The 23,037-nt window shown below is 40.5% G+C and carries 20 protein-coding genes and 1 pseudogene; 18 read left to right on the plus strand and 3 right to left on the minus strand.

Annotated elements, in window-relative coordinates:
* The first annotated feature begins 7 nt into the window (after positions 1-7).
* The 17 genes and pseudogenes from DWX73_RS06320 (at position 8) to DWX73_RS06400 (ending at position 20,008) form a co-directional block, all read left to right on the plus strand.
* Entirely contained in the window at positions 8-610 is a 603-nt protein-coding gene (locus DWX73_RS06320; protein WP_118347962.1) for a nucleoside recognition protein, read from the plus strand.
* A 356-nt stretch (positions 611-966) separates the two neighbouring features.
* Positions 967-1,698, plus strand: a complete 732-nt coding sequence (locus DWX73_RS06325; protein ID WP_118347932.1) for a radical SAM protein — start codon at positions 967-969, stop codon at positions 1,696-1,698.
* A complete protein-coding gene (locus DWX73_RS06330) occupies positions 1,691-2,389 on the plus strand; it encodes a queuosine precursor transporter (RefSeq protein WP_118347934.1) in 699 nt (232 codons plus the stop codon). The genes DWX73_RS06325 and DWX73_RS06330 overlap by 8 nt, the downstream gene beginning before the upstream one ends.
* Before the next feature lie 64 nt (positions 2,390-2,453).
* Positions 2,454-2,975, plus strand: a complete 522-nt coding sequence (locus DWX73_RS06335) for a spore maturation protein (protein WP_118347936.1) — start codon at positions 2,454-2,456, stop codon at positions 2,973-2,975.
* Positions 2,976-3,079: 104 nt separating this feature from the next.
* Complete coding sequence (locus DWX73_RS14840; RefSeq protein ID WP_330413509.1) at positions 3,080-3,586, plus strand: FAD-dependent oxidoreductase; 507 nt, start codon at positions 3,080-3,082, stop codon at positions 3,584-3,586.
* Positions 3,571-5,655, plus strand: coding sequence for an FAD-dependent oxidoreductase (locus tag DWX73_RS06340; protein WP_330413514.1), 2,085 nt, complete (start codon positions 3,571-3,573; stop codon positions 5,653-5,655). The genes DWX73_RS14840 and DWX73_RS06340 overlap by 16 nt, the downstream gene beginning before the upstream one ends.
* 28 nt (positions 5,656-5,683) lie before the next feature.
* Complete coding sequence (locus DWX73_RS06345; protein WP_118347938.1) at positions 5,684-6,889, plus strand: FprA family A-type flavoprotein; 1,206 nt, start codon at positions 5,684-5,686, stop codon at positions 6,887-6,889.
* A 124-nt stretch (positions 6,890-7,013) separates the two neighbouring features.
* Positions 7,014-7,727 carry a hypothetical protein gene (locus tag DWX73_RS06350; protein WP_118347940.1) on the plus strand — a complete coding sequence of 238 codons (714 nt, stop codon included), beginning with the start codon at positions 7,014-7,016 and terminating at the stop codon, positions 7,725-7,727.
* The gene (locus tag DWX73_RS06355) at positions 7,724-8,164 is read left to right on the plus strand and encodes a DUF4869 domain-containing protein (RefSeq protein WP_118347942.1); all 441 of its coding nucleotides are present in this window, start codon (positions 7,724-7,726) and stop codon (positions 8,162-8,164) included. Before DWX73_RS06350 ends, DWX73_RS06355 begins: the two co-directional genes overlap by 4 nt.
* Positions 8,154-8,390, plus strand: a complete 237-nt coding sequence (locus DWX73_RS13935; RefSeq protein ID WP_242996667.1) for a hypothetical protein — start codon at positions 8,154-8,156, stop codon at positions 8,388-8,390. The genes DWX73_RS06355 and DWX73_RS13935 overlap by 11 nt, the downstream gene beginning before the upstream one ends.
* 365 nt (positions 8,391-8,755) lie before the next feature.
* Positions 8,756-10,483 (plus strand): D-alanyl-D-alanine carboxypeptidase family protein, encoded by a 1,728-nt coding sequence (locus DWX73_RS06365; RefSeq protein WP_118347944.1) that lies wholly within the window; start codon positions 8,756-8,758, stop codon positions 10,481-10,483.
* Between the two features lie 437 nt (positions 10,484-10,920).
* Positions 10,921-14,027: pseudogene (gene ileS / locus DWX73_RS15505) on the plus strand (isoleucine--tRNA ligase).
* A gap of 28 nt (positions 14,028-14,055) precedes the next feature.
* Positions 14,056-16,551, plus strand: coding sequence for a glycogen/starch/alpha-glucan phosphorylase (locus DWX73_RS06375; RefSeq protein ID WP_118347946.1), 2,496 nt, complete (start codon positions 14,056-14,058; stop codon positions 16,549-16,551).
* On the plus strand, positions 16,544-17,149 hold the full coding sequence (locus DWX73_RS06380) for a hypothetical protein (protein ID WP_118347948.1): 606 nt from the start codon (positions 16,544-16,546) through the stop codon (positions 17,147-17,149). Before DWX73_RS06375 ends, DWX73_RS06380 begins: the two co-directional genes overlap by 8 nt.
* 52 nt (positions 17,150-17,201) lie before the next feature.
* Positions 17,202-18,089 carry a SpoIID/LytB domain-containing protein gene (locus DWX73_RS06385; protein WP_118347950.1) on the plus strand — a complete coding sequence of 296 codons (888 nt, stop codon included), beginning with the start codon at positions 17,202-17,204 and terminating at the stop codon, positions 18,087-18,089.
* Positions 18,090-18,158: 69 nt separating this feature from the next.
* Complete coding sequence (locus tag DWX73_RS06390) at positions 18,159-18,974, plus strand: M23 family metallopeptidase (protein ID WP_118347952.1); 816 nt, start codon at positions 18,159-18,161, stop codon at positions 18,972-18,974.
* A gap of 203 nt (positions 18,975-19,177) precedes the next feature.
* Positions 19,178-20,008 carry a dihydrofolate reductase family protein gene (locus tag DWX73_RS06400; protein WP_442871984.1) on the plus strand — a complete coding sequence of 277 codons (831 nt, stop codon included), beginning with the start codon at positions 19,178-19,180 and terminating at the stop codon, positions 20,006-20,008.
* Between the two features lie 99 nt (positions 20,009-20,107).
* On the opposite strand, the gene trhA is transcribed toward DWX73_RS06400, so the two are convergent.
* Positions 20,108-20,761, minus strand: a complete 654-nt coding sequence (trhA, locus tag DWX73_RS06405; RefSeq protein ID WP_118347954.1) for a PAQR family membrane homeostasis protein TrhA — start codon at positions 20,759-20,761, stop codon at positions 20,108-20,110.
* 250 nt (positions 20,762-21,011) lie between these two features.
* On the opposite strand from trhA, the gene DWX73_RS06410 reads away from it, so the two are divergent.
* Entirely contained in the window at positions 21,012-21,626 is a 615-nt protein-coding gene (locus DWX73_RS06410) for an ECF transporter S component (protein ID WP_118347956.1), read from the plus strand.
* A gap of 112 nt (positions 21,627-21,738) precedes the next feature.
* Here the strand turns inward: DWX73_RS06410 and DWX73_RS06415 are convergent, their stop codons facing one another.
* Entirely contained in the window at positions 21,739-22,281 is a 543-nt protein-coding gene (locus DWX73_RS06415) for an NADH peroxidase (RefSeq protein ID WP_118347958.1), read from the minus strand.
* A gap of 99 nt (positions 22,282-22,380) precedes the next feature.
* A complete protein-coding gene (locus tag DWX73_RS06420; protein WP_118347960.1) occupies positions 22,381-22,818 on the minus strand; it encodes a Fur family transcriptional regulator in 438 nt (145 codons plus the stop codon).
* Between the last annotated feature and the right edge of the window lie 219 nt (positions 22,819-23,037).

Below are 23,037 nucleotides of genomic sequence, written 5' to 3' on the forward strand. Positions count from 1 at the left end.
TTTTTCTATGCTGAATTGGCTTTGGGGCGGTATGATTTTAATTGGTGTGATTTATGGAGCATTTAATGGCAGGATGGCGGATATTACAAATGCGGCGCTGGATTCCTCCAGAGAGGCGGTAAGCTTATGCATTACGATGATGGGAGTCATGTCTTTGTGGGTGGGACTTATGAAGATTGCAGAAAGTGCAGGAATCATAAAAGGATTATCAGCAAGAATGAAGCCGATACTCCGGTTTCTGTTTCCGGAAGTACCGGATGATCATCCGGCACAGAAACATATGGCAGTAAATATGATTGCAAATGTTCTGGGACTTGGATGGGCAGCGACTCCGGCGGGGCTTAGAGCGATGGAGGAGCTTCGGGAATTGAACAAACAGTCCTGCAAAAGATATGGAGGTTCTGCAGCAGTGGCAAGCAATGCGATGTGCAATTTCCTGATTATTAATATCTCATCGCTGCAGCTGATTCCGGTAAATGTCATAGCTTATCGAAGCCAGTACGGCAGTGTGAATCCGGCAGGAATTATTGGAGCAGGAATTGTGGCAACGGCTGTGAGTACGGCGATAGGCATATTATTTTGTAAAATGATGGATTGGAAGAAGAAATAAGTATCAGTAGATGTGGAAAAAATACTTGCATATTGTGGAAAATACGTTATAATAAAACGAGTGTTGTGGAAAACACATGCTTTTTTGATAAGGATAATTCAATAAGACAGTTCGTGACCATCCTGTCTATAAATAAAACTAGGGATTGCAAATTGAAGTACGCCCGGGCGTACTTTTATTTTGTTGTGGTATGATGGCGCTTTCGAAAAAAGGCGTCTTTTTTATTTCATAGAAAATTATCCATTAGCCGTGTCACGCGCGCGCGGAGGATTACGTCTGAGGGATTTTTTCTATGGAAAGATAGTGAAAAATTATAGAGAAATACAGGAGATCAGCGAAAGAAGGAGGAAGAACGCATGGAAGAGAAGTTTGAACCGGAACGATACAGTGTGATTCGGGAGAAAAATAAGCGGGAGATTGTGATGCTGCGTGGAAGCGGCTGTAAGTGGAAACGCTGTGCATTTTGTGACTATCATTTTGATGCTTCTCAGGATGAGGAAGCGAATTTCCGGCTGAATGAGCAGGAGCTTAATAAAGTAACAGGCCTGTACCATAAGCTGGAAGTAATTAATTCCGGAAGCTTTTGTGATCTGGATGAAAGAACTATTGAAAAGATTATTGCTGTCTGCAAAGAAAAAGAAATCGGAGAAATTCATTTTGAATGTCACTGGATTCACCGAAGAGAAGCGGCAGATTTTCGGAAGAGATTTGCTGATCAGGGAATGATTGTAAAGATCAAAACGGGAATTGAAACATTTGATCAGCATATGCGTCAAGACGTGATGAAAAAGGGGCTTCCGGAAAATGATCCGGAAGTGATTGCACAATATTTTGATGAAGCATGTTTTCTGTTTGGACTGAGTGGACAGACAGAGGCATCTATGCGATATGATATTGAAACAGGACTGGCACACTTTGAACGGATCTGTCTCAATGTTATGGTGGAGAATACAACTTCGATAAAACCTGATCCGGATGTAATTAAAGTATTCCGGGAGCGGATCTATCCGGATTATATTGAAAATGAGCGGGTAGATATTTTAATGGAAAATACAGATTTTGGAGTAGGAGGAGAAAAACATGTCTAATGAAGTGCTGTTATGTATTTCTGTAATACTTTTGTTTGGAGGAACATTATTATTTTACTATCTAATGGGAATTACTGGGCTATACTGCTGGACGGTACTTGCAACGATTTCTGCTAATATCGAAGTATTGATTTTGATCAGAGCGTTTGGTATGGAGCAGACGTTGGGAAATGTTATGTTTGCATCTACATTTCTCGTAACAGATATCATTAGCGAAATTGGAGGAAAAGAAAAAGCAAATCGCGCAGTGAATATAGGGATTATGACATCTATGATGTTTATTTTAATCTCGCAGTTATGGCTGCTATATACACCGGCGCAAGGGGACTGGGCGATGCCGAGCATTCAGGCGATTTTTTCCAATACACCGCGTCTGATGCTTGTAAGTTTTGCCGTGTATGCAATCTGTCAGAAATTTGATGTATGGCTGTATCATAAATGGTGGGAATTAACAGATAGGAAATATCACGATCACAGTCGTTTTCTGTGGCTGCGCAACAATGGATCTACAATGATCTCACAGCTTTTAAATACAGTGTTATTTACGCTCGGAGCCTTCTGGGGAGTGTATGACGGAAAAACGCTTCTGTCTGTACTTGGTTCAAGCTATGTGATTTATCTTGTAACAAGTCTTATTGATACTCCATTTGTGTATCTGGCAAGAAAAATTAAACCGAGAAGTGAAGCATAATATTTGGAACATATTAAAGAAAACTCCGCATATTCTGTAAAAAGAATGGTGCGGAGTTTTCTTTATGAGCGTGTTAATGTATTGTTCAGACTATATTGTTCCTTTTATTATTCTGTCTATTGTGGTGTATGGACTTCTGGAACAGGTCAATGTGTATCAGGAATTTATTAAAGGAGCAAGAAATGGATTTTTGACAGTTGTGAAGATTATGCCAACTTTGATTGGTCTGATGGTAGCTGTTGGAATCTTGCGGGCATCCGGATTTCTTGATTTTATTGCAGCCTGCATCGGACGTGTCAGCAGCAAAGTCGGGTTTCCGGGAGAACTTGTTCCGCTTACGGTAGTAAAGATGTTTTCCTCTTCAGCAGCATCGGGGCTTCTGCTGGATGTGTTTAAACAATATGGAACAGATTCCTATATTGGTATGATTGCATCCATTTCTATGGCGTGTACAGAAACGATTTTTTATACAATGTCTATTTATTTTATGACAGCCGGTGTCAAAAAGACAAGATATACTCTTGCCGGAGGACTTGCTGCCACATTTGCCGGACTTGCAGCAAGTGTGATTCTTGCCGGTATGTAGAAAAATACAATCTGCTGTTCGTTTTTTCTTGGCATTTTCTCTGGATTGCGTATAATAGAAGTAGAGTGATAGTGAAAATTTCGGAAAGGAACAGGTGTATATTTATGAAAGTATTGGTCATTGGCGGTGTTGCAGCAGGAACAAAAGCTGCGGCAAAATTAAAAAGAGAAGACCGTTCTGCAGAAGTAACGATCGTGACAAAAGGCAGGGATATTTCTTATGCAGGCTGCGGTCTGCCGTATTATGTGGGGGATGTGATTCCGGACAAGGAACAACTTATTGTAAATACACCGGCAAAATTTGCAGCGCTGACAGGAGTGAAAGTGCTGACGGAACGAGAAGTCACTGCATTACATCCGGATACAAAAGAAGCTATTGTGAAAAATCAGCGCACAGGAGCAGAGGAAAGCTATTCTTTTGATAGATGTATCATCGCTTCCGGAGCATCTGCGATTGTTCCGAGAGTATCAGGCGCAGATCTTCCGGGAGTGTTTACAATGCGGACACCGGATGATGCTATTGAGACAAAGGAATATATGATTCTTCCGGAGCGAAACGTGCAGTTGTTGCAGGGGGCGGATTTATCGGACTTGAGATTGCAGAGAATCTGATGACACAGGGATTGTCTGTGACAGTAATTGATATGGCTGATCAGATTATGCCGGGATTTGACCGTGAACTGGCAGATTATGCGAAACGCCATTTGGAGAAGAAAGGGATCAAAGTACTTCTGAATACGAAACTCGAAGCAATTCTTGGACAGACAAAGGCTGAAGGTGTGAAGACAGATCAGGGTGAGCTGAAAGCAGATATGGTAGTCATGTCTCTCGGAATTCGGCCAAATACCGCCTTCTTGAAAGACAGCGGTGTAGAATTGATGCCAAATGGAACCATTGTGGTAGATGAGATGCTGCGGACGAATGTTCCGGATGTATATGCAGCAGGCGACTGTGCATGCGTAAAGAATCGTATGACAGGCAAAACAGCGTGGTCCCCAATGGGTTCTTCTGCAAATATGGAAGGGCGTACACTGGCAGAAGGCATTGCAGGAAAATCAGTTTCTTATTCGGGTGTACTTGGAACAGCAGTCATTCGTCTTCCGGAATTGAACGGAGGAAGAACCGGGTTAAGCGAGGAAGCTGCGAAGGCAGAGGGATATGATACAGAGACAGTGACTTGTGTTGTAGATGATAAAGCGCACTACTATCCGGGTGCAGGTTCCTTTATTATTAAATTAATTGCAGATCGGACAAGCCGCAGACTTCTGGGTGTTCAGGTACTTGGCCAGGGCGCAGTGGATAAAGTTACAGATATTGGAGTGGTTGCACTTACAATGGGAGCGGAGCTTTTACAGCTTCAGAATATGGATCTGGCGTATGCACCGCCATTTTCCACAGCAATCCATCCATTTGTGACAGCAGTCAATATTCTGGTAAATAAACTGGATGGAGCACTTGAGAGTATGACTCCGGCAGAGTTTGCCAAAGGCGCTGCAAAAGAATATAAAATCGTGGATGCGTCTTTGCAGCCGTCTATTTCAGGAGCGCCGTATGTGGATGTAACTGCCGTGGACGGACCAATTGACGGTCTTGAGAAAGATGAGAAATTACTTCTTGTCTGTGCAAAAGGAAAACGTGGATATCTGCTTCAGAACCGTTTGAAATATTACGGATATACGAATACGAAAGTGCTTGAGGGCGGTTTATTTGTCAATACTGTTAAAGTGCAGGAAGAAGTTACAGTAAGTCAGGAAGATATTACAAGAGTAAAAGCGTGGGGATTCCTGCATAATAAAGGTACAAACAAATTTAATGCCCGTATTATTACAAGAAATGGAAAGATTACAGCAGGTGAAGTAAGATGCATTATGGAAGCAGCGGAGCAGTTCGGAAGCGGAGAAATTGCGATGACATCCCGCCTGACAGTAGAGATTCAGGGCGTTCCGTTTGATAAGATTGAGGATCTCAGAGCATTTGTGGCAGAGGCTGGTCTGGAAACAGGAGGAACCGGATCAAAGGTGCGCCCGGTCGTATCATGTAAAGGAACAACATGTCAATATGGACTGATCGATACATTTGCGTTGTCAGAAGAGATACATGAGAGATTCTTCCACGGTTATGCAAATGTAAAACTTCCGCATAAGTTCAAAATCGCAGTAGGTGGATGCCCGAATAACTGTGTAAAACCGAATTTGAATGATATTGGAATTATCGGTCAGAGAATTCCGGCGTTTGAAGCAGAGAAGTGCCGTGGCTGTAAAGTATGCCAGATTGAAAATACATGTAAAGTGAAAGCAGCAAAAGTTGTAGACGGAGTGCTTCGTATTGATGAAAATGAGTGTAATAACTGTGGTCTCTGTGTTGGAAAATGTCCGTTCAAAGCGATTGAGGACGGTACATACGGTTACAGAATCTATATCGGCGGAAGATGGGGCAAGAGATTTGCACATGGAAAACCGCTGTCAGTTGTATTTACAGAGAAAGAACAGGCGCTTGATGTGATTGAGAAAGCAATTCTCCTTTTCCGTGAACAGGGAGAGACGGGAGAGAGATTTTCTGATACGATTGAGAGACTTGGATTTGAAAATGTGGAAGCACAGCTTTTGAGCGATGATATATTCGCACGCAAAGATGAAATTATCGGAGCGAAACTTCATCTTGTAGGCGGGGCAACGTGTTAAGACAGAAAAATAGGAAGGAACATAGAAAATGAAAAATGTAAGAAAGATAGCAGAGGATTTATACTGGGTAGGGGCAAGTGACAGAAGACTTGCATTATTTGAAAATGTGTATCCGTTGAGAGATGGAGTTTCTTATAATTCATATCTTTATGTAGATGAAAAAACAGTACTTCTTGATACGGTAGATCATTCTGTCAGCAGACAGTTCCTGGAAAATATAAAAGGTGTACTGGGAGAACGCGCCCTTGATTATGTAATAGTTAATCATATGGAGCCGGATCACTGTGCAGTTATTGAAGAATTAATCCTGCGCTATCCAAAACTTCAGATTATCGGAAATGCCAAAACAATCGGAATGGTAAAACAGTTTTATGATTTCGAAGTAGATTCCAGAGCATATATTGTAAAAGAAGGCGATACATTTTCTACAGGAAAGCACGAATTGAAATTCGTGATGGCGCCGATGGTACACTGGCCGGAAGTAATGGTAACATATGATGTGACAGAAGGAATCCTCTTCTCTGCAGATGCATTTGGCTCCTTTGGCGCTCTAAGCGGTAATGTATTTGCGGATGAGACAGAATTTTGTTGTGAACAGATAGATGAGGCAAGAAGATACTATACGAATATTGTCGGCAAATATGGTATGCAGGTACAGGCATTATTAAAGAAGGCATCCGCTCTGGAAATTAAGATGATCTGTCCGCTGCATGGCCTGATCTGGAGAGAAAATATAGAAAAATTTGTTGAGAAATATCAGATGTGGAGTACTTACACAGCTGAAGAAAATTCAGTTTTAATTGTGTATGGTTCTGTCTACGGCAATACTGAAAATGCAGCAGAAGTTCTTGCAGGTAAGCTTGCAGATCAGGGAATCAAACATATTAAAGTATGTGATATTTCTAAGACAGATATTTCTTATGTGCTTGCAGATACATTTAAATACAGTCATATTGTATTTGCAGCTGCAACATATAATAATGGAATTTTTACACCAATGGAAACATTGCTTCACGATTTGAAAGCGCATAATGTTCAGAATCGTACGGTAGCTTTGATTGAAAATGGTTCCTGGGCGCCTGCATCCGGAAAACAGATGGCAGAACTGATCGCAGGACTTAAGAATGTTGAAGTGCTGGAGGAGAAAGTAACGATCAAATCTGCACTGAAAGATAATCAGGAAGAAATGCTGGATGAATTAGCACAGAAGCTTGTGGAGAGCTTGAAAAAGTAGTGTTTGGAGATGGAAAAACAGAGTAAGGAAAGATCGCAGAGATGCGGTCTTTTCTTTTGGTGATTTTATTGTGTTATGAATGGAAATCGGTTAAAATAGGACACAGAAAGCAGGTGAAGGAATCGTGGCTAAAATATTTTTATGGATAGAAGACCGTAAAGGAAAAGCAAGCTATATGTTTTGGGAAAGTCTTATGAAACAGCTTTGTCCGGAGGTAATAGTTGAAAGTAAAAAGAATAATAGTGAGTTGGTAAAGTCAGTAAAGGCATTGCGGGATACAGAGAATAAATATATTATTGTGTTTGATAATTCTTTTGATAATCTGCAGGTTTTAATGGAACAGAAGCGTTTGATGAAATACGTGAATGAGAAGAAAAATATTTTTCTACTGGATATTATTTGCTTTGAGTATATTCTTTTAGAGTTTGAAGAACTGATAGAATGGATTTATGCTTCAGAAGATGTTTTTTTGGAAAAAAGAGCTGGGGTAATTGCGGCAAGGAATAAACTTGTAGAAGCGTTCAAGGAGGATAATTTTAATTATAAAAGGATCCGTGAAATTGTAGAATATAATAAACGAATTGATGAACATAATATTGAACAATTGTCGGCGAGACTGCTATTCGATCTGACAAGAAATACTGGATTTGAAGTGTCAAAAGGAACGCTTGGAGAATGTTGGATAAAATCATGCTGTGAATGGGAAGAGCGGCAGGAAAACGACATCTGCGGATTAGATAATAACAGATTATCTGTGTTTGAGAAAATGAAAAAAATTTATGTGGGAAGTTCATTGAAGCTGCAGTTTTCGAGAGTTGGATTGGAGGTAGTAGCATGATAACGATTTTTAAAAATAAGAAAGACATACCTCTGGATAAAGAATATATAGAACTGAATGACATATTTTTTAATCAAAATACGGCAACAAAGCTAGATGACAGAGCAGCAAAGTATATTCAAATGATTGATGGCTCGGAACTTCTCAGTAAATATAAAATAAGGTCACGGTTTGATGACATTACATTAAATACAGACCAACTTTCTACAGGTTGTAAAACGATATTGAATGTATTGTATTTTCCAGATAAGGTGTTTTGTCTAAAAGAATGTGGAAATAATGCTTTGGAAATATTGTATGGTTTTGAGCAGGGCTATGTCTATAGTGAATATGCAATGATTCCTTTTGATATGGAAAGGGTAAAGGTTCAGACTAGAGAATGTAAAGTGATCGAGGATTATGAGGAACTAAAGGAGTGGTGGGAAAATGAAGAGTAAACCGATTGTAATGGAACATTTTTCAACAGTGCATACTTCGTTTTTAGTAGACTTTACATTTACCAATAATATAACAATTTTAATGGGAGATTCGGGAACCGGAAAAACTGCCACATTTTCATTTATAAGAGAATGCATGGCGATTAATCCGAAAATTCTGTGCCTGGATAATTATGATTATCAGAAAAATATAAAAGAAATAATCGGTCAGACAGATGGGAACTGATCGTTATTGATAATGCGGATATCTTATTAGATGATAATACAAGGAAATATATTTCACTAGATGATAAAAATCAGTATCTGATTATCGGAAGAAATCCGAAGAATCTGTTTGCAACGAAAGAAAATCTGTTTGAATTGGTGAGTGAAAAGGTTGGAGAACAGACGGTGTTTACGATAGAGCCGTATATATAAAATAGAACTTGTGATTTAAATTTTTATTTTTCTGCGAATGCTTTTGCAATTCATATTGTTTTTTTCTTGTCAATAAGCTATCATATCAAATGGAACTTTTTTGTAAATGCCGATAAGTGCGAGATATTTTTGGGGATAACTGCGTGCTTATGTGAATATCTTTGGAGGAAAATAATGAAATTGGGGAATAAATTAATTGCAGCATTTCTGGCAGGAGCTATGATTCTGTCCGGCAGCGGAATCACAGCATCGGCAACGGATACGCAGAATGAGTCTGGGCAGCCATCGGAAGATCCGACAGCACAGAATACAGAGGGACAGGCAGCAGATCCGAATGCAGGATATAAAATTGATCCGGTAACGATAGAATCGTCAGCGATGCCGATGACAGAAGAAGATATTGAGAAGCAAATGGCGGTTCAACTCTCGATTAAGCCGGAGACAAATAGTCTTGAAAATTGGCCGCAGGGACCGGATGTGACGGCAGACAGCGCTATTGTGATGGATATAAACAGCGGAGCGATTCTCTATGGGAAACAGGTGGATAAGAAAGAGTATCCGGCAAGTATCACAAAAATTATGACAGCGCTTCTGGCGTTAGAGAACGGAGATCTAAATGCAGATCGCGTTACATTTTCAGAAGACTGTATTAATTTTCTTGAATATGGAGATGCTCATATTGGGATGCAGGCAGGAGAAGAAATTTCGCTAAATGATGCGATGTATGGAATGCTTCTGGCGTCTGCTAATGAAGTTTCTTATGCCATTGCTGAGAATATTGGAAATAAATTGGGGATCGGTTACACTGGATTTATTGAGAAAATGACAACAAGAGCTCAGGAGCTTGGCTGTGAAAATACTCATTTTATGAATGCAAATGGACTTCATGATCCGAATCACTATGTTTCTGCAAAGGATATGGCAATGATTAGTGCAGAGGCATATAAATATGAAGCGTTTCGCAATGTGATTAAGACACAGCAGTATACGATTCCGCCGACAAACTTAGTGGGAGAACAGCGTACATTTCAGCAGAATCATAAGATGATCTATGAAGGAAATCAGTATTATTATGATGCCTGCACAAGTGGAAAGACAGGATATACAGATCAGGCCAGAACAACTCTTGTATCTTATGCAGAGAAGAATGGGATGCAGCTTGTCTGTGTGGTGCTTCGCACAAGAGGAGGCGTTGCATACACGGATACACAGGCGTTATTTGAATATGCATTTAATAATTTCCAAAAGGTATTATTAAAAAATGTAGAGACTTCGAAAGATTTTTCCAAAATTCCGGAGGATGCATATGTGATTCTTCCGAAAACTGCTTCGACAGATGAACTGATGGAGAAGGTAGAGAAGACAGTTTCTCCGGCAGAAGATAATAAAAAAGAAGCAGAAGTTACTTATACTTATGGAGATGTTCCGATTGGAAAAGCGACACTGACTTTTTCGGAAGGATATCTTCTGAAGCAGGAGAAGAAAACAGAAGAAGCTGATGGAAAAGCAGAGAAGTCCAAAGAAGAAAAAAAAGAAGGACTTCCATTCTGGGCAAAGATTTTGATTGGACTCGGAGCAGTCATTCTGATTGCCGGAATCATCCTTTATATTTATGTTCGTTGTGAGAAGGAAAAACGCCGTCGCCGGAATCTGAAGAGAAAGCGTGCGAAACAGCGGGAAATGGAAGCAGAGGAAAGACGAAGAAGTGCAGAAAGACAAAAGCATCAGCAAAACCGTCAGCGAAACCGCCAGAGCTATCCAACGAATTATGAAGGAAGAGCAGGAAGAAATGATATCAAACGCAGAACGGATTTGAATTACAGAAATGAACAGTATCGCAGCCGCTACGATCATAGTCATTCTGCAAATCAAAATCATTATACGAGAAATCGTAAAGGTTAAATAAAATCACTCTTTACTCTTGACATATTCGCAGATTTTTTTCTATAATATAAAGGAATTGTGTAAATAACAAAGGCATTGAAGAAGACAGTAAGATCTGTTTGAAAGGCAAAGCGAGCCGGAGAGGGTGCAAGACCGGTGCGAGTAAGCAGATACGAAGATCACTTCTGAGCTGCACGCTGAAAAGGACGAAGAAGATTCGGAATGATTAAGCGCTGCCGGGATTCTACCGTTAACAAGAGCGCATATGTTAGTATGCAGTAACAGGTGGTATAACGATATGCTTATGATGTAGTAACAGCAGATTTCGTCCTTTTACAGGGATGGAATCTGCTTTTTGTTTTACGGAGATATATCCTCCGCAAGGCAAAAGCGCACTGCAGAAGGTGCCTAAATAAAGAAGACATGAAAGAAAATTCAGGAAAGGAAGAAAGATCATGTATCAGAAAGTATCTACAAATTTGAATTTCGTAGAGCGTGAGAAGAAAACAGAAAAGTTTTGGGAAGAAAATGATATTTTCAAAAAGAGTATGGAACATCGCAAAGAAGGAGAGACGTATACATTTTATGATGGTCCTCCGACAGCGAATGGAAAGCCGCACATCGGTCATGTGCTGACACGAGTTATCAAAGATATGATTCCGCGATACCGTACTATGAAAGGCTATATGGTTCCGCGTAAGGCAGGATGGGATACTCATGGACTCCCGGTTGAGCTGGAAGTTGAGAAACTTCTTGGACTGGACGGGAAAGAACAGATTGAGGAATACGGTCTGGAACCGTTTATTGGTCATTGTAAAGACAGTGTATGGAAATACAAAGGAATGTGGGAAGATTTCTCAAAGACAGTCGGATACTGGGCTGATATGGAGAATCCATACGTTACTTATGATAATAATTTTATCGAATCTGAATGGTGGGCATTAAAACAGATCTGGGAGAAAGGACTTCTCTACAAAGGCTATAAAATTGTTCCATATTGCCCGCGCTGCGGAACACCGCTTTCCAGTCACGAAGTTGCACAGGGATATAAGGATGTGAAAGAACGTTCTGCTATCGTAAGATTTAAAGTTGTTGGTGAAGATGCTTATTTCCTTGCATGGACAACAACACCGTGGACATTGCCGTCGAACGTGGCGCTCTGTGTGAATCCGGAAGAAACTTATGTAAAAGTAAAGAATGATGGATACACATATTATATGGCAGAAGCTCTTGTTGAAACTGTTTTAGAGGGAGACAAAGAGATTCTTGAAACTTACAAAGGAAAAGATCTGGAATATAAAGAATATGAGCCGTTATTCCCGTTTGTTGAACTGAAGAAGAAAGCATACTATGTGACATGTGCAGACTATGTTACATTGACAGACGGTACCGGAGTTGTTCACATTGCACCGGCATTTGGTGAAGATGACTCTCAGGTAGGAAGAAGATATGATCTTCCGTTCTTACAGTTAGTTGATGAGAAAGGTGAGATGACAAAAGAAACACCGTGGGAAGGAACATTCTGTAAGAAAGCAGATCCAATGGTATTAGAAGACCTTGAAAAGAGAGGACTTTTGTTCTCAGCGCCGAATTTTGAGCATAGCTACCCACATTGCTGGAGATGTGATACACCGTTGATCTACTATGCCCGTGAGTCATGGTTCATTAAGATGACAGAAGTGAAAGATGACCTGATCCGCAATAACAATACGATCAATTGGATTCCGGAGAGTATCGGTAAAGGACGTTTCGGCGATTGGCTTGAGAATGTTCAGGATTGGGGTATCAGCGTAACCGTTACTGGGGAACTCCATTAAATATCTGGGAATGTGAGTGTGGACATCAGCATGCGATCGGAAGTATTGAAGAATTAAAATCTATGTCAGATAATTGTCCGGATGATATTGAGCTGCACCGTCCATTTATTGATAAAGTGACAATCAAATGTCCGCACTGTGGCAAAGAGATGCATCGTGTTCCGGAAGTAATTGACTGCTGGTTTGACAGTGGAGCAATGCCATTTGCACAGCATCACTACCCATTTGAGAATAAAGAAGTATTTGAACAGCAGTTCCCAGCGAACTTTATTTCTGAGGCGGTAGACCAGACTCGTGGATGGTTCTACTCACTGTTAGCAATCTCAACACTGATCTTCAATAAAGCGCCATATAAAAATGTTATCGTACTTGGCCATGTTCAGGATGAGAATGGACAGAAGATGAGTAAATCCAAAGGAAATGCAGTTGATCCGTTTGACGCACTTGAGACATACGGAGCAGATGCAATTCGTTGGTATTTCTATGTAAATAGTGCGCCATGGCTTCCGAACCGTTTCCACGGAAAGGCAGTTGTAGAAGGACAGCGCAAGTTCATGGGAACACTTTGGAATACTTACGCATTCTTTGTACTGTATGCGAATATTGATGGATTTGACGCAACAAAATATACATTAGAGTATGATAAGCTTCCGGTTATGGATAAATGGCTTCTGTCCAAATTGAACTCACTCATCAAGACAGTTGACGATAATCTGGCTAATTACAGAATTCCGGAAAGTGCAAGAGCACTTCAGGATTTTGTGGATGATATGAGTAACTGGTATGTCAGAAGAAGCCGCGAGCGTTTCTGGGCAAAAGGAATGGAGCAGGATAAGATCAATGCATACATGACATTGTATACAGCGCTTGTAACAGTATCGAAAGTGGCTGCTCCGATGATTCCATTTATGACAGAAGATATTTATCAGAACCTCGTAAGAGGAATCGATGCAAATGCTCCGGAAAGTATCCACCTTTGTGATTATCCGGTGGCAAATGAAGCATATATTGATAAAGAGCTGGAAGAGAACATGAAAGAAGTGCTTGATATCGTTGTAATGGGACGTGCATGCAGAAATGCAGCAAATATCAAGAACCGTCAGCCGATCGGCAAGATGTTTGTGAAGGCAGAGAAAGAACTTCCGGAATTCTATAAAGAAATTGTTGCAGAAGAATTGAATGTGAAAGAAGTAGAATTTACAGATGATGTAAGAAACTTTACTTCCTATACATTTAAACCGCAGCTCAAGACAGTTGGACCGAAATACGGTAAGCTGCTTGGCGGTATCAAAGCTGCGCTCACATCTTTGGATGGCAATGCAGCTATGGATGAAGTAAATGCAACAGAGCAGTTAAAATTAAATGTGAATGGAGAAGAGGTAGTGCTTCTTCGTGAGGATCTGCTCATTGATATGGCTCAGACAGAAGGTTATGTATCTGAAAGTGATTATGGAGTAACCGTTGTACTTGATACAAATCTGACACCGGAACTTTTGGAAGAAGGTTTTGTAAGAGAGATTATCAGCAAGATCCAGACAATGAGAAAAGAAGCAGACTTCGAGGTGACAGATCATATCAAAGTCACATATGAAGGAAGCGAGAAAGCAGAAGCAGTTTTTGAAGCCCATAAGGAAGAAATCGGCAGCGAAGTTTTAGCAACAGAGGTGAAGAAACAGACTCCGGCAGGATATGTCAAAGAATGGAGTATCAACGGTGAGAAGGTAACACTTGGAGTTGAACGATAGAATCCAGAAAAGAAGAGGGTAAGGCAATATGTATTATAGTTCTGAATTAAGAGGAAAGTTTGACAAAAAAGCATTTCAGAAAGAAGTAACTCACAATGTCAAGACATTATTTCGAAAAGAAGTAGAGGAGGCAACACAGGAGCAGCTGTTTCAGGCTGTCTCCTATGCTGTCAAAGAAGTAATTATTGATGATTGGCTTGCAACACAGAAGACTTATAAAAATGAAGAGCCAAAGACTGTCTACTATATGTCAATGGAGTTCCTGATGGGACGTGCGCTTGGAAACAATCTGATCAACCTTTGTGCATACAAAGAAGTGAAGGAAGCGCTTGATGAAATGGGAATCGATCTGAATATCATTGAAGATCAGGAACCGGACGCAGCTCTTGGAAATGGAGGTCTTGGACGTCTTGCAGCATGTTTCCTCGACTCCTTGACAACTCTTGGCTATCCGGCATATGGATGCGGAATCCGTTACCATTATGGTATGTTTAAACAGAAGATCAAAGACGGCTTCCAGGTAGAGAAACCGGATGACTGGTTAAAGAATGGAAACCCATTTGAAATCCGCCGGGATGAGTATGCAAAGGAAGTACGTTTTGGAGGAGATATTCAGGTAACCTGGGATGAAAAGACCGGACGAAATCATTTTATCCAGACAAACTATTCATCTGTTATGGCGATTCCTTATGATATGCCGATTGTTGGATACGGCAACCATGTAGTAAATACACTCCGGATCTGGGATGCGAAAGCGATCACAGATTTCCAGTTAGATGAATTTGACCGTGGAAATTATCATAAGGCAATCGAGCAGGAAAACCTTGCAAAAACGATTACTGAGGTACTGTATCCGAACGATAATCATTACGCAGGAAAAGAACTTCGTCTGAAACAGCAGTATTTCTTTGTATCTGCCAGTCTTCAGACAATTGTGGAACGCTTCAAACAGACACACAGTGATCTGAGCGAGCTGCCGAATAAGGTTGTGATCCAGATGAATGACACACATCCGACAGTGGCAGTAGCAGAGTTAATGAGAATTCTTCTTGATGATGAAAACCTGCTCTGGGAAGAAGCATGGGATATTACAACGCGGACATGTGCATATACGAACCATACGATTATGGCAGAAGCACTGGAAAAATGGCCAATCGATCTCTTCCAGCGTCTTCTACCGCGTGTATACCAGATTGTTCAGGAAATTGACCGCAGATTTGTTATGAAGGTGCGGGCAATGTATCCGGGAAATGAAGAGAAAGTCAAAAAGATGGCAATTCTTTATGATGGTCAGGTAAGAATGGCTCATCTTGCAATTGTTGCAGGTTTCTCTGTAAATGGTGTTGCAAGACTTCATACAGAAATTTTAAAACATCAGGAACTAAGAGACTTCTATGAGATGATGCCGGAGAAGTTCAATAATAAGACAAACGGTATTACACAGAGACGTTTCCTTCTTCACGGAAATCCGCTTCTGGCAGACTGGGTAACAGAACAGATCGGAGATGGCTGGATTACAGATCTTGCACAAATGGAGAAGCTGAAACCGCTTGCAGATGATGCAAAGGCAAGAAAAGAATTTATGGATATCAAATACCAGAATAAAGTGCGTCTTGCAAAATATATTAAAGAACATAATGGTGTAGAGATTGATCCAAATTCTATCTTTGATGTGCAGGTAAAACGTCTCCATGAATATAAACGTCAGTTACTGAACATTTTGCATGTGATGTATCTGTATAATAAGATTAAAGAGCATCCGGAGCTGTCCTTCTATCCAAGAACATTTATTTTTGGAGCAAAGGCATCAGCAGGCTACACAAGAGCAAAACAGATTATTAAGCTGATCAACTCTGTAGGAGATGTGATTAACAATGACAGAAGCATCAATGGAAAGCTGAAAGTAGTATTTATCGAAGATTATCGTGTGTCTAATGCAGAATGGATTTTTGCAGCAGCGGATGTGAGTGAGCAGATTTCTACTGCATCAAAAGAGGCATCCGGTACAGGCAATATGAAATTTATGCTGAATGGCGCGCCGACAATCGGAACAATGGACGGAGCCAATGTAGAGATTGTAGAAGAAGTCGGAAAAGAAAATGCATTTATTTTCGGATTAAGTTCAGATGAAGTGATTCATTTTGAAAATCACGGCGGATATGATCCAAGAGCAATTTATAATAATGACTGGGAAATCAAACGTGTTGTAGATCAGCTTGTAGATGGAACTTACTCCTGCGGAAATCCAGAGCTGTACAGAGAGCTTTACAATTCGCTTCTGAACAGACAGGGATTTGATCCTGCAGACAGATATTTCATCTTAAAAGATTTCCGTTCTTATGCAGAGGCACAGACAAAAGTTGAGGAAGCATATCGGGATAAAGACAGATGGGCTAAAATGGCAATCCTGCAGACAGCGTGCTGCGGTAAATTTACATCTGACAGAACAATCCAGGAATATGTAGATGAAATTTGGCATCTCGACCAGGTAACTGTTACAGAAGAAGAGGTAGAAAATGTATAGTTACAGCTATGGATATGGTGATTTGGGAGAGCATATGCTTAAAAGCTTTGTGATGATCTATCTTGTATGTCTCATGGGCGTACTGATTGTTGCTGTAGGAGCGTATGTCCTGAAAAGCTATGGACTGTATAAAATTGCAGAGAAAAAAGGTATGGAAAATGCATGGGCTGCATGGATTCCATTTGTGAGAACATACTATCAGGGAGAACTTGCGGGAGAAATTGAAATAGGAAGAAAGAAACTGAAAAGACCGGGAATCTGGATGCTTCTTCTTCCGATTGCAGGAAATCTGCTTGTAGCAGCTCTTGTACTGTTCGTAATTGTCGCTGTAGTATTTGCAATGCTGGAGAATTTTGTTGCAGGCAGTTTTATTCTGTCAGCAATACTGCCGGTATTTGTTATCGTCTTTGGAATCGCAGGCACAGCAGTTTCTCTGGGAATTATGGTAGCGCAGCATGCGTTGAAAGTGTTTGTAAACCGAAGAATTTATCAGGGAGCGACAGAAGACAGCATGGCGTTATTCCATGCCGTTGCAGGACTTTTTGTACCTGGCTATGAAGCGGTCTGCATCTTTTATTACAGTAGAAAATATGAGTAAACAGCATATATGAATGAAATCCTCCATATAGTATTGTATGGAGGATTTTTTTATGAGACAGCGAAGACATTATAGATACGGTCAACTTTTTTCTACGGTAGTGGCAATTATTCTCCTTCCGTATATTGTTACAGTATTTATCAACGGTCCGGCAGTATTGACCGGAGCAGAGGTGGGAGAGGACTATCTGTTTGTAGAAGTAGATGGAAAATCAAGAGAAATTCCGGTGGAAGAATATGCGATAGGGATTCTTGCCAGGGAAATTCCGGTAACATATGAGAAAGAGGCGCTGGAAGCTCAGGCGGTCATGCTTCGTACCAGAATGTATAAACAGATTACGGAGGAAGGAAAGTCAAGTATTTTTACTGACAAATATTTTGAAGAGAAAGAGATGAGGAAACAGTGGGGCAGAGTAAAATATGAAGAATATCGGGCAGCGCTTAGGGATGTGTGGCAGGCAACAGAGGGACAGGTGCTTACTTACGGAGACGTTCTGATCACAACGCCGTTTCATCAGCTCAGCAATGGAAGGACAAGATCAGGAAATGAAGTGTTTGGCGGCGAAGGATATCCTTATCTGCAGATTCGAGAATGTCCGAAAGATGTGGAGGCAATGGATCAGACGCAGACGATGCTGATTGAAAAAGGAGACTATGAAGTGATTTCTACAGACAGCGCCGGATATGTATTGCAGATCAGAGAAGGAGAGAAGACGATTACCGGAGAAGAATTCCGCCAGGAAAAGGGACTTGCTTCCGCGTGTTTCGCTCTTCAGGAATATGAGGATAAAATTAGAGTAACAACGCAGGGCAATGGTCATGGAATTGGATTAAGCCAGAATATGGCAAATGAAATGGCGAAAGAAGGAAAGACGCATGAGGAGATATTGGCATATTTTTTTGCAGATACAGTGATTCGGGAAGTGGCGGAAATTTTGTAAAAGAAATGAGAAGCGGAAGAGAATAAGCAAATCGCTTTCTGGCAAAGCTATAGCTAGAGGTGATGAATAATGAATAACAACAGCAATGAAACTCCTACAAAAGGAAAAAAGGGCGCATCTGTAGGTCTTGTAATCTGTTTCGTGGCGGCAGTGGCAATGGTCGGCACATATACATTTAAGAATTATAAGAATTCAGTTGCAGACGAAATGGCAAAATCTCAGGCGAAGCTTGAACAGGAGCTTGCAAGAGCAGAGGAATCAAAGACAACGAATACAACAAATGTCATTCAGGAACAGCAGCAGGAAAATGCAGGGGAAAAGAAAGGTGCCGAAGATACTTCGTTGGAAAATGATAGTACAGAAGGGACAGCACAGGATCATGCGGCAGAAAATAATGCTGTAAAGGAAGAGCCGGATGTTCAGACGGAGAATACAAAAAGTACGTCCGGAACAGCTGCACAGCTGTCATATTCGGAAGCAACAGAAATGCTCTGGCCGGTAGACGGAAATGTGATTATGAATTACAGTATGGATCAGACGGTTTATTTTGCAACGCTGGATCAGTATAAGTATAATCCGGCAATGATCATTGCCGGGGATGCGGGAAGTCAGGTAGTCGCATCGGCACGCGGAATCGTAAAATCCATTGAAGAAAAGGCCGATACCGGGCTGACGATGACACTGGATATTGGAAGCGGATATGAACTTGTGTACGGACAGCTCAAAGATCTGCAGTTTCAGGAAGGCAGCCTTGTAGAGGCGGGAGAGATGATCGGTTATGTGCAGCAGCCGAGCCGGTATTATACAGTAGAAGGATGTAATCTGTATTTTCAGGTGCTGAAAGATGGTGCAGCCGTAGATCCGCTTGATTATCTGGAAGCATAGCAGGAAAAAATAATAGAAACTATAAGGGAAAAAGCGGCAGAAAGCCGGTCTCTAAAAAGCAGATTTCAAATCTGGTGAAGGAGGCCGGTTTTTCTTTATACAGTTGTGATATAATAAATTCTGTGACAGATAGTGAAAAGTGGAAGTTACATTATGACAGTAACTAATAACTGACGCGGGGAAATCTGTTCAGGAGGAAGAGAATGAATTACACATATATTGTAGAGTGCAGTGACGGAACATTTTATACAGGTTGGACAAATGATCTGGACAGAAGAATTGACGCCCACAACAGCGGAAAAGGCGCCAAATACACAAAGACAAGGAGACCGGTTACACTTGTCTATTATGAGATGTTTGAGACAAAAGAAGAGGCGATGCGGCGGGAATATGAGATCAAACAATACAGCCGCAGACAGAAAGAAAAATTGATTGACGGAAATAGTCAAGTAGTATCAGAAAGGCAGACAGAAAGGAAAGGATGGAACGATATGAGAAAAGTTATTTTATTTATTGCAATGAGTCTGGACGGCTATATTGCAGATAAGAACGGCAGCGTTAGCTGGCTGCAGGGACAGGGAGCAGATGAAGAGAATGTAGATACTTACTCTGAGTTTATCAAAGACATTGACACTGTATTTATGGGGTGGAATACCTATCATCAGATCGTAACAGAGCTATCTCCGGAAGAGTGGGTGTATGAGGGACTGAATACTTATGTTTTTACCCACAGGAAGAATACAGAAACATTACCATTTGCGGAACAAATCTATTTTACGGAAGAAGATCCGGTACAGCTTATAAAAGAGTTACAGGAGAAAGAAGGAAAAAATATCTGGATCTGCGGCGGAGCAGAGCTTGTCCGACAACTGAGGGAGGCAGAGTTAATTGACCGTTATCATATTTCAATTATGCCGACATTAATCGGGAAAGGAATACGGCTGTTTGGAGAAAAGGATGAGGAGAACAAACTGCGTTTGATGAAAGTAAATCATTACAATGGAATTACAGAGCTGATTTATGAATTAAGATAATAGTCAGAGCTGCTAATTATAATAGATGATAGCATAAGCATAGCCCGGAGGATAAATTCCGGGCTATGAACGCTTGTGAATCATCTCAGAGAGAGTATCTTATAAAATATATACATACATTAAAATAAAGTGGCAGAAACTTCCAGCCATAACAAAAAGATGAAAGATCTCGTGACTTCCGAAATTCTTGTGACGGTTATTGAAGATTGGCAGTTTCAATGCGTAAATAACGCCGCCGACGGTGTAAATGATACCGCCTGCCAGAAGCCATCCAAATGCAGCAGGACTGAGAGCATCGACAATCTGACTGTAAGCGAGGATGCAGGTCCATCCCATTCCGATATAGAGAAGAGAAGATACCCATTTCGGACAGAATACCCAGAACGCCTTGAGAATGATTCCGACTGTGGCAATGGCCCAGACGAGCGTCAGCAGGATAACGCCGGTGTGCTTGTCGAGTACAAGAAGACAGACTGGTGTGTAGCTTCCGGCGATCAATACAAAGATCATCATGTGATCCCATTTTTTCAGAGCAGTATTTACTTTTTCAGAAATATTGAATGTATGATAAGTCGTACTTGCAGCATAGAGAAGAATCAGGCTGATAATATATACGGTAAGTGCAAAAACAGCTGTATGGTCAGGATTGTGCGCCGCCTTAAATAATAATGGAAATGCGCCAATAATTGCGGCAACCATAGCAATAAAATGAGTAATAGCACTTCCGGGATCTTTAATCTTATCTAAAGTCATAACATTACCTCCAATAAACAGTAAGTAGTTTTCAAAACCACGTCATGTGATATGGTATATATTATACTCTTTTGTTGAAAAAATCAACCCTGGATTCTTATTTTTTTGAATTTCAAAGTATTATTTGCAGGACACATCAATCTATTGGAAGAATGGAAAAACTGGCATGGTTTAAAATGAAAAAATTGGATATTTTAAGAAAGCCAGTATTGTGTTAGCATAGGTGTACAGAAAAAGGAGGAAGTCATCTATGAAAAACACAAATGGAAAAATTATGAAGCTGGCACAGACAGCACTGATGGCAGCGTTATGTTATGTATCTTTTACATTTTTACAGATTAAAATTCCGATGCCGGGCGGAGCAGATGCAACGTCTCTTCATATTGGAAATGCATTTTGCGTATTAGGAGCGCTTTTCCTCGGCGGATGGTATGGAGGTATGGCGGGAGCCATCGGTATGACGATTGCCGATCTTATGGATCCAATCTATATCGTAGGAGCGCCAAAGACATTTGTATTGAAATTATGTATCGGATTGATTACAGGATTTGTGGCACATCAAATTGCCCATATCAATGAGAGTACAGATAAAAAATATGTATTTAAGTGGAGTGTGATCGCGTCAGTCGCAGGACTTGGATTCAATGTTGTGGCAGATCCGCTTGTAGGATATTTCTATAAACAATATATCCTGGGACAGCCGCAGGAGATGGCAAGCGTTCTGGCGAAATGGAGTACTGCAACAACATTTGTTAATGCAGTTGTTTCTGTAATTTTAGTTGGATTTATGTACAATGCACTTAGACCGGTTTTGATTAAAACAGGAATTCTTGTTACGAGAGGAACTGTTCACAGAAATGCATAGTGAATCTTTGAAATAATTTTATTTTTAATGAAGTAAAGAAGAGGGATGCCGAATCAATCATCATTTGATCTGGCATCCCTTTGAATTACTTATTAGATATTAAGACTTCTGATTAGCCGAAGTATCTCTTTAACAGACCTTCGAATGCTTTTCCGTGACGAGCCTCGTCTCTAGCCATCTCATGAACTGTATCATGGATTGCATCAAGGTTAGCAGCTTTAGCACGTTTAGCAAGGTCAAATTTACCTGCTGTAGCGCCGTTCTCAGCTTCAACTCTCATCTCAAGGTTTTTCTTTGTGCTGTCTGTTACAACTTCACCTAATAATTCAGCGAATTTTGCAGCATGCTCTGCTTCTTCGTAAGCAGCTTTTTCCCAGTAAAGTCCGATTTCCGGATATCCTTCTCTGTGAGCTACTCTAGCCATTGCAAGGTACATACCAACTTCTGAACATTCACCTTCGAAGTTAGCTCTTAAATCAGCGATGATATCTTCGCTTACGCCCTGAGCTACTCCAACAACATGCTCTGCTGCCCAAGTTCTTTCGCCAGCCATTTCCTGAAATTTCTCTGCCGGAACGTGGCACTGTGGACATTCAGCTGGTGCATTTTCTCCTTCATAAACATAACCGCATACTGTACAAACCCATTTTTTCATTGTGATCATTCTCCTTTTCTTTATTAAAAAATTATTTTTGTTTTGAATTGATAATAGTAATTGTTACTGATATTAATTTACCATATTCTTACTGTAATGTCAAGACTTTTTGGATAATTTTTCTTTTTGGTTTTCGATCGTCTGCTCAGCCGCATGCTTCAGGCATTCGCCGCATTTACCATAGAAAACAATATTGTGCTTTTCGATTTTTCCGTCAAAGTTTTTCTCTGCAAGTTCATTGATGTGATCCATTGTATCGATATCAAGATCAAACAATCGGTTACATTCGGAACAGTAGAAGTGGTAATGTGGTTCAGTCCTTCCGTCAAAGCGGTCACCACCATCGGAGGTTGTGATTTTTGTAGCCTCACCGATATCGGCAAGCAGATTCAGATTGCGATAGACAGTTCCAAGACTGATGTTCGGAAAATCTTTTCGAACATGCGTATATACCATATCTGCAGTTGGATGTTCTTTCGTAGAATTTAGAAATTCTTTGATCGATTCGCGCTGCCTGCTGTATTTTAATGCAGCCATACAATGTCCTCCTTTCTAGTTTTAATAATAGTAATGATTACTTTTATTGTATTTTAGTTTATTCATGTACAGAAGTCAATACAATCATGCAAAATGTAACAATTTGTAATAATTTATATGTTTTATGTATAAAAAATGACAAATCATCCATAATATGTCGATAGAAAATCCTTATAAAAGCGTTGACAAACGGAGTTTATATGTTAGAATATAAAACGT

This window comes from Coprococcus sp. AF21-14LB (genome assembly GCF_003458885.1).
In the GTDB taxonomy this organism is placed as follows: domain Bacteria; phylum Bacillota; class Clostridia; order Lachnospirales; family Lachnospiraceae; genus UBA9414.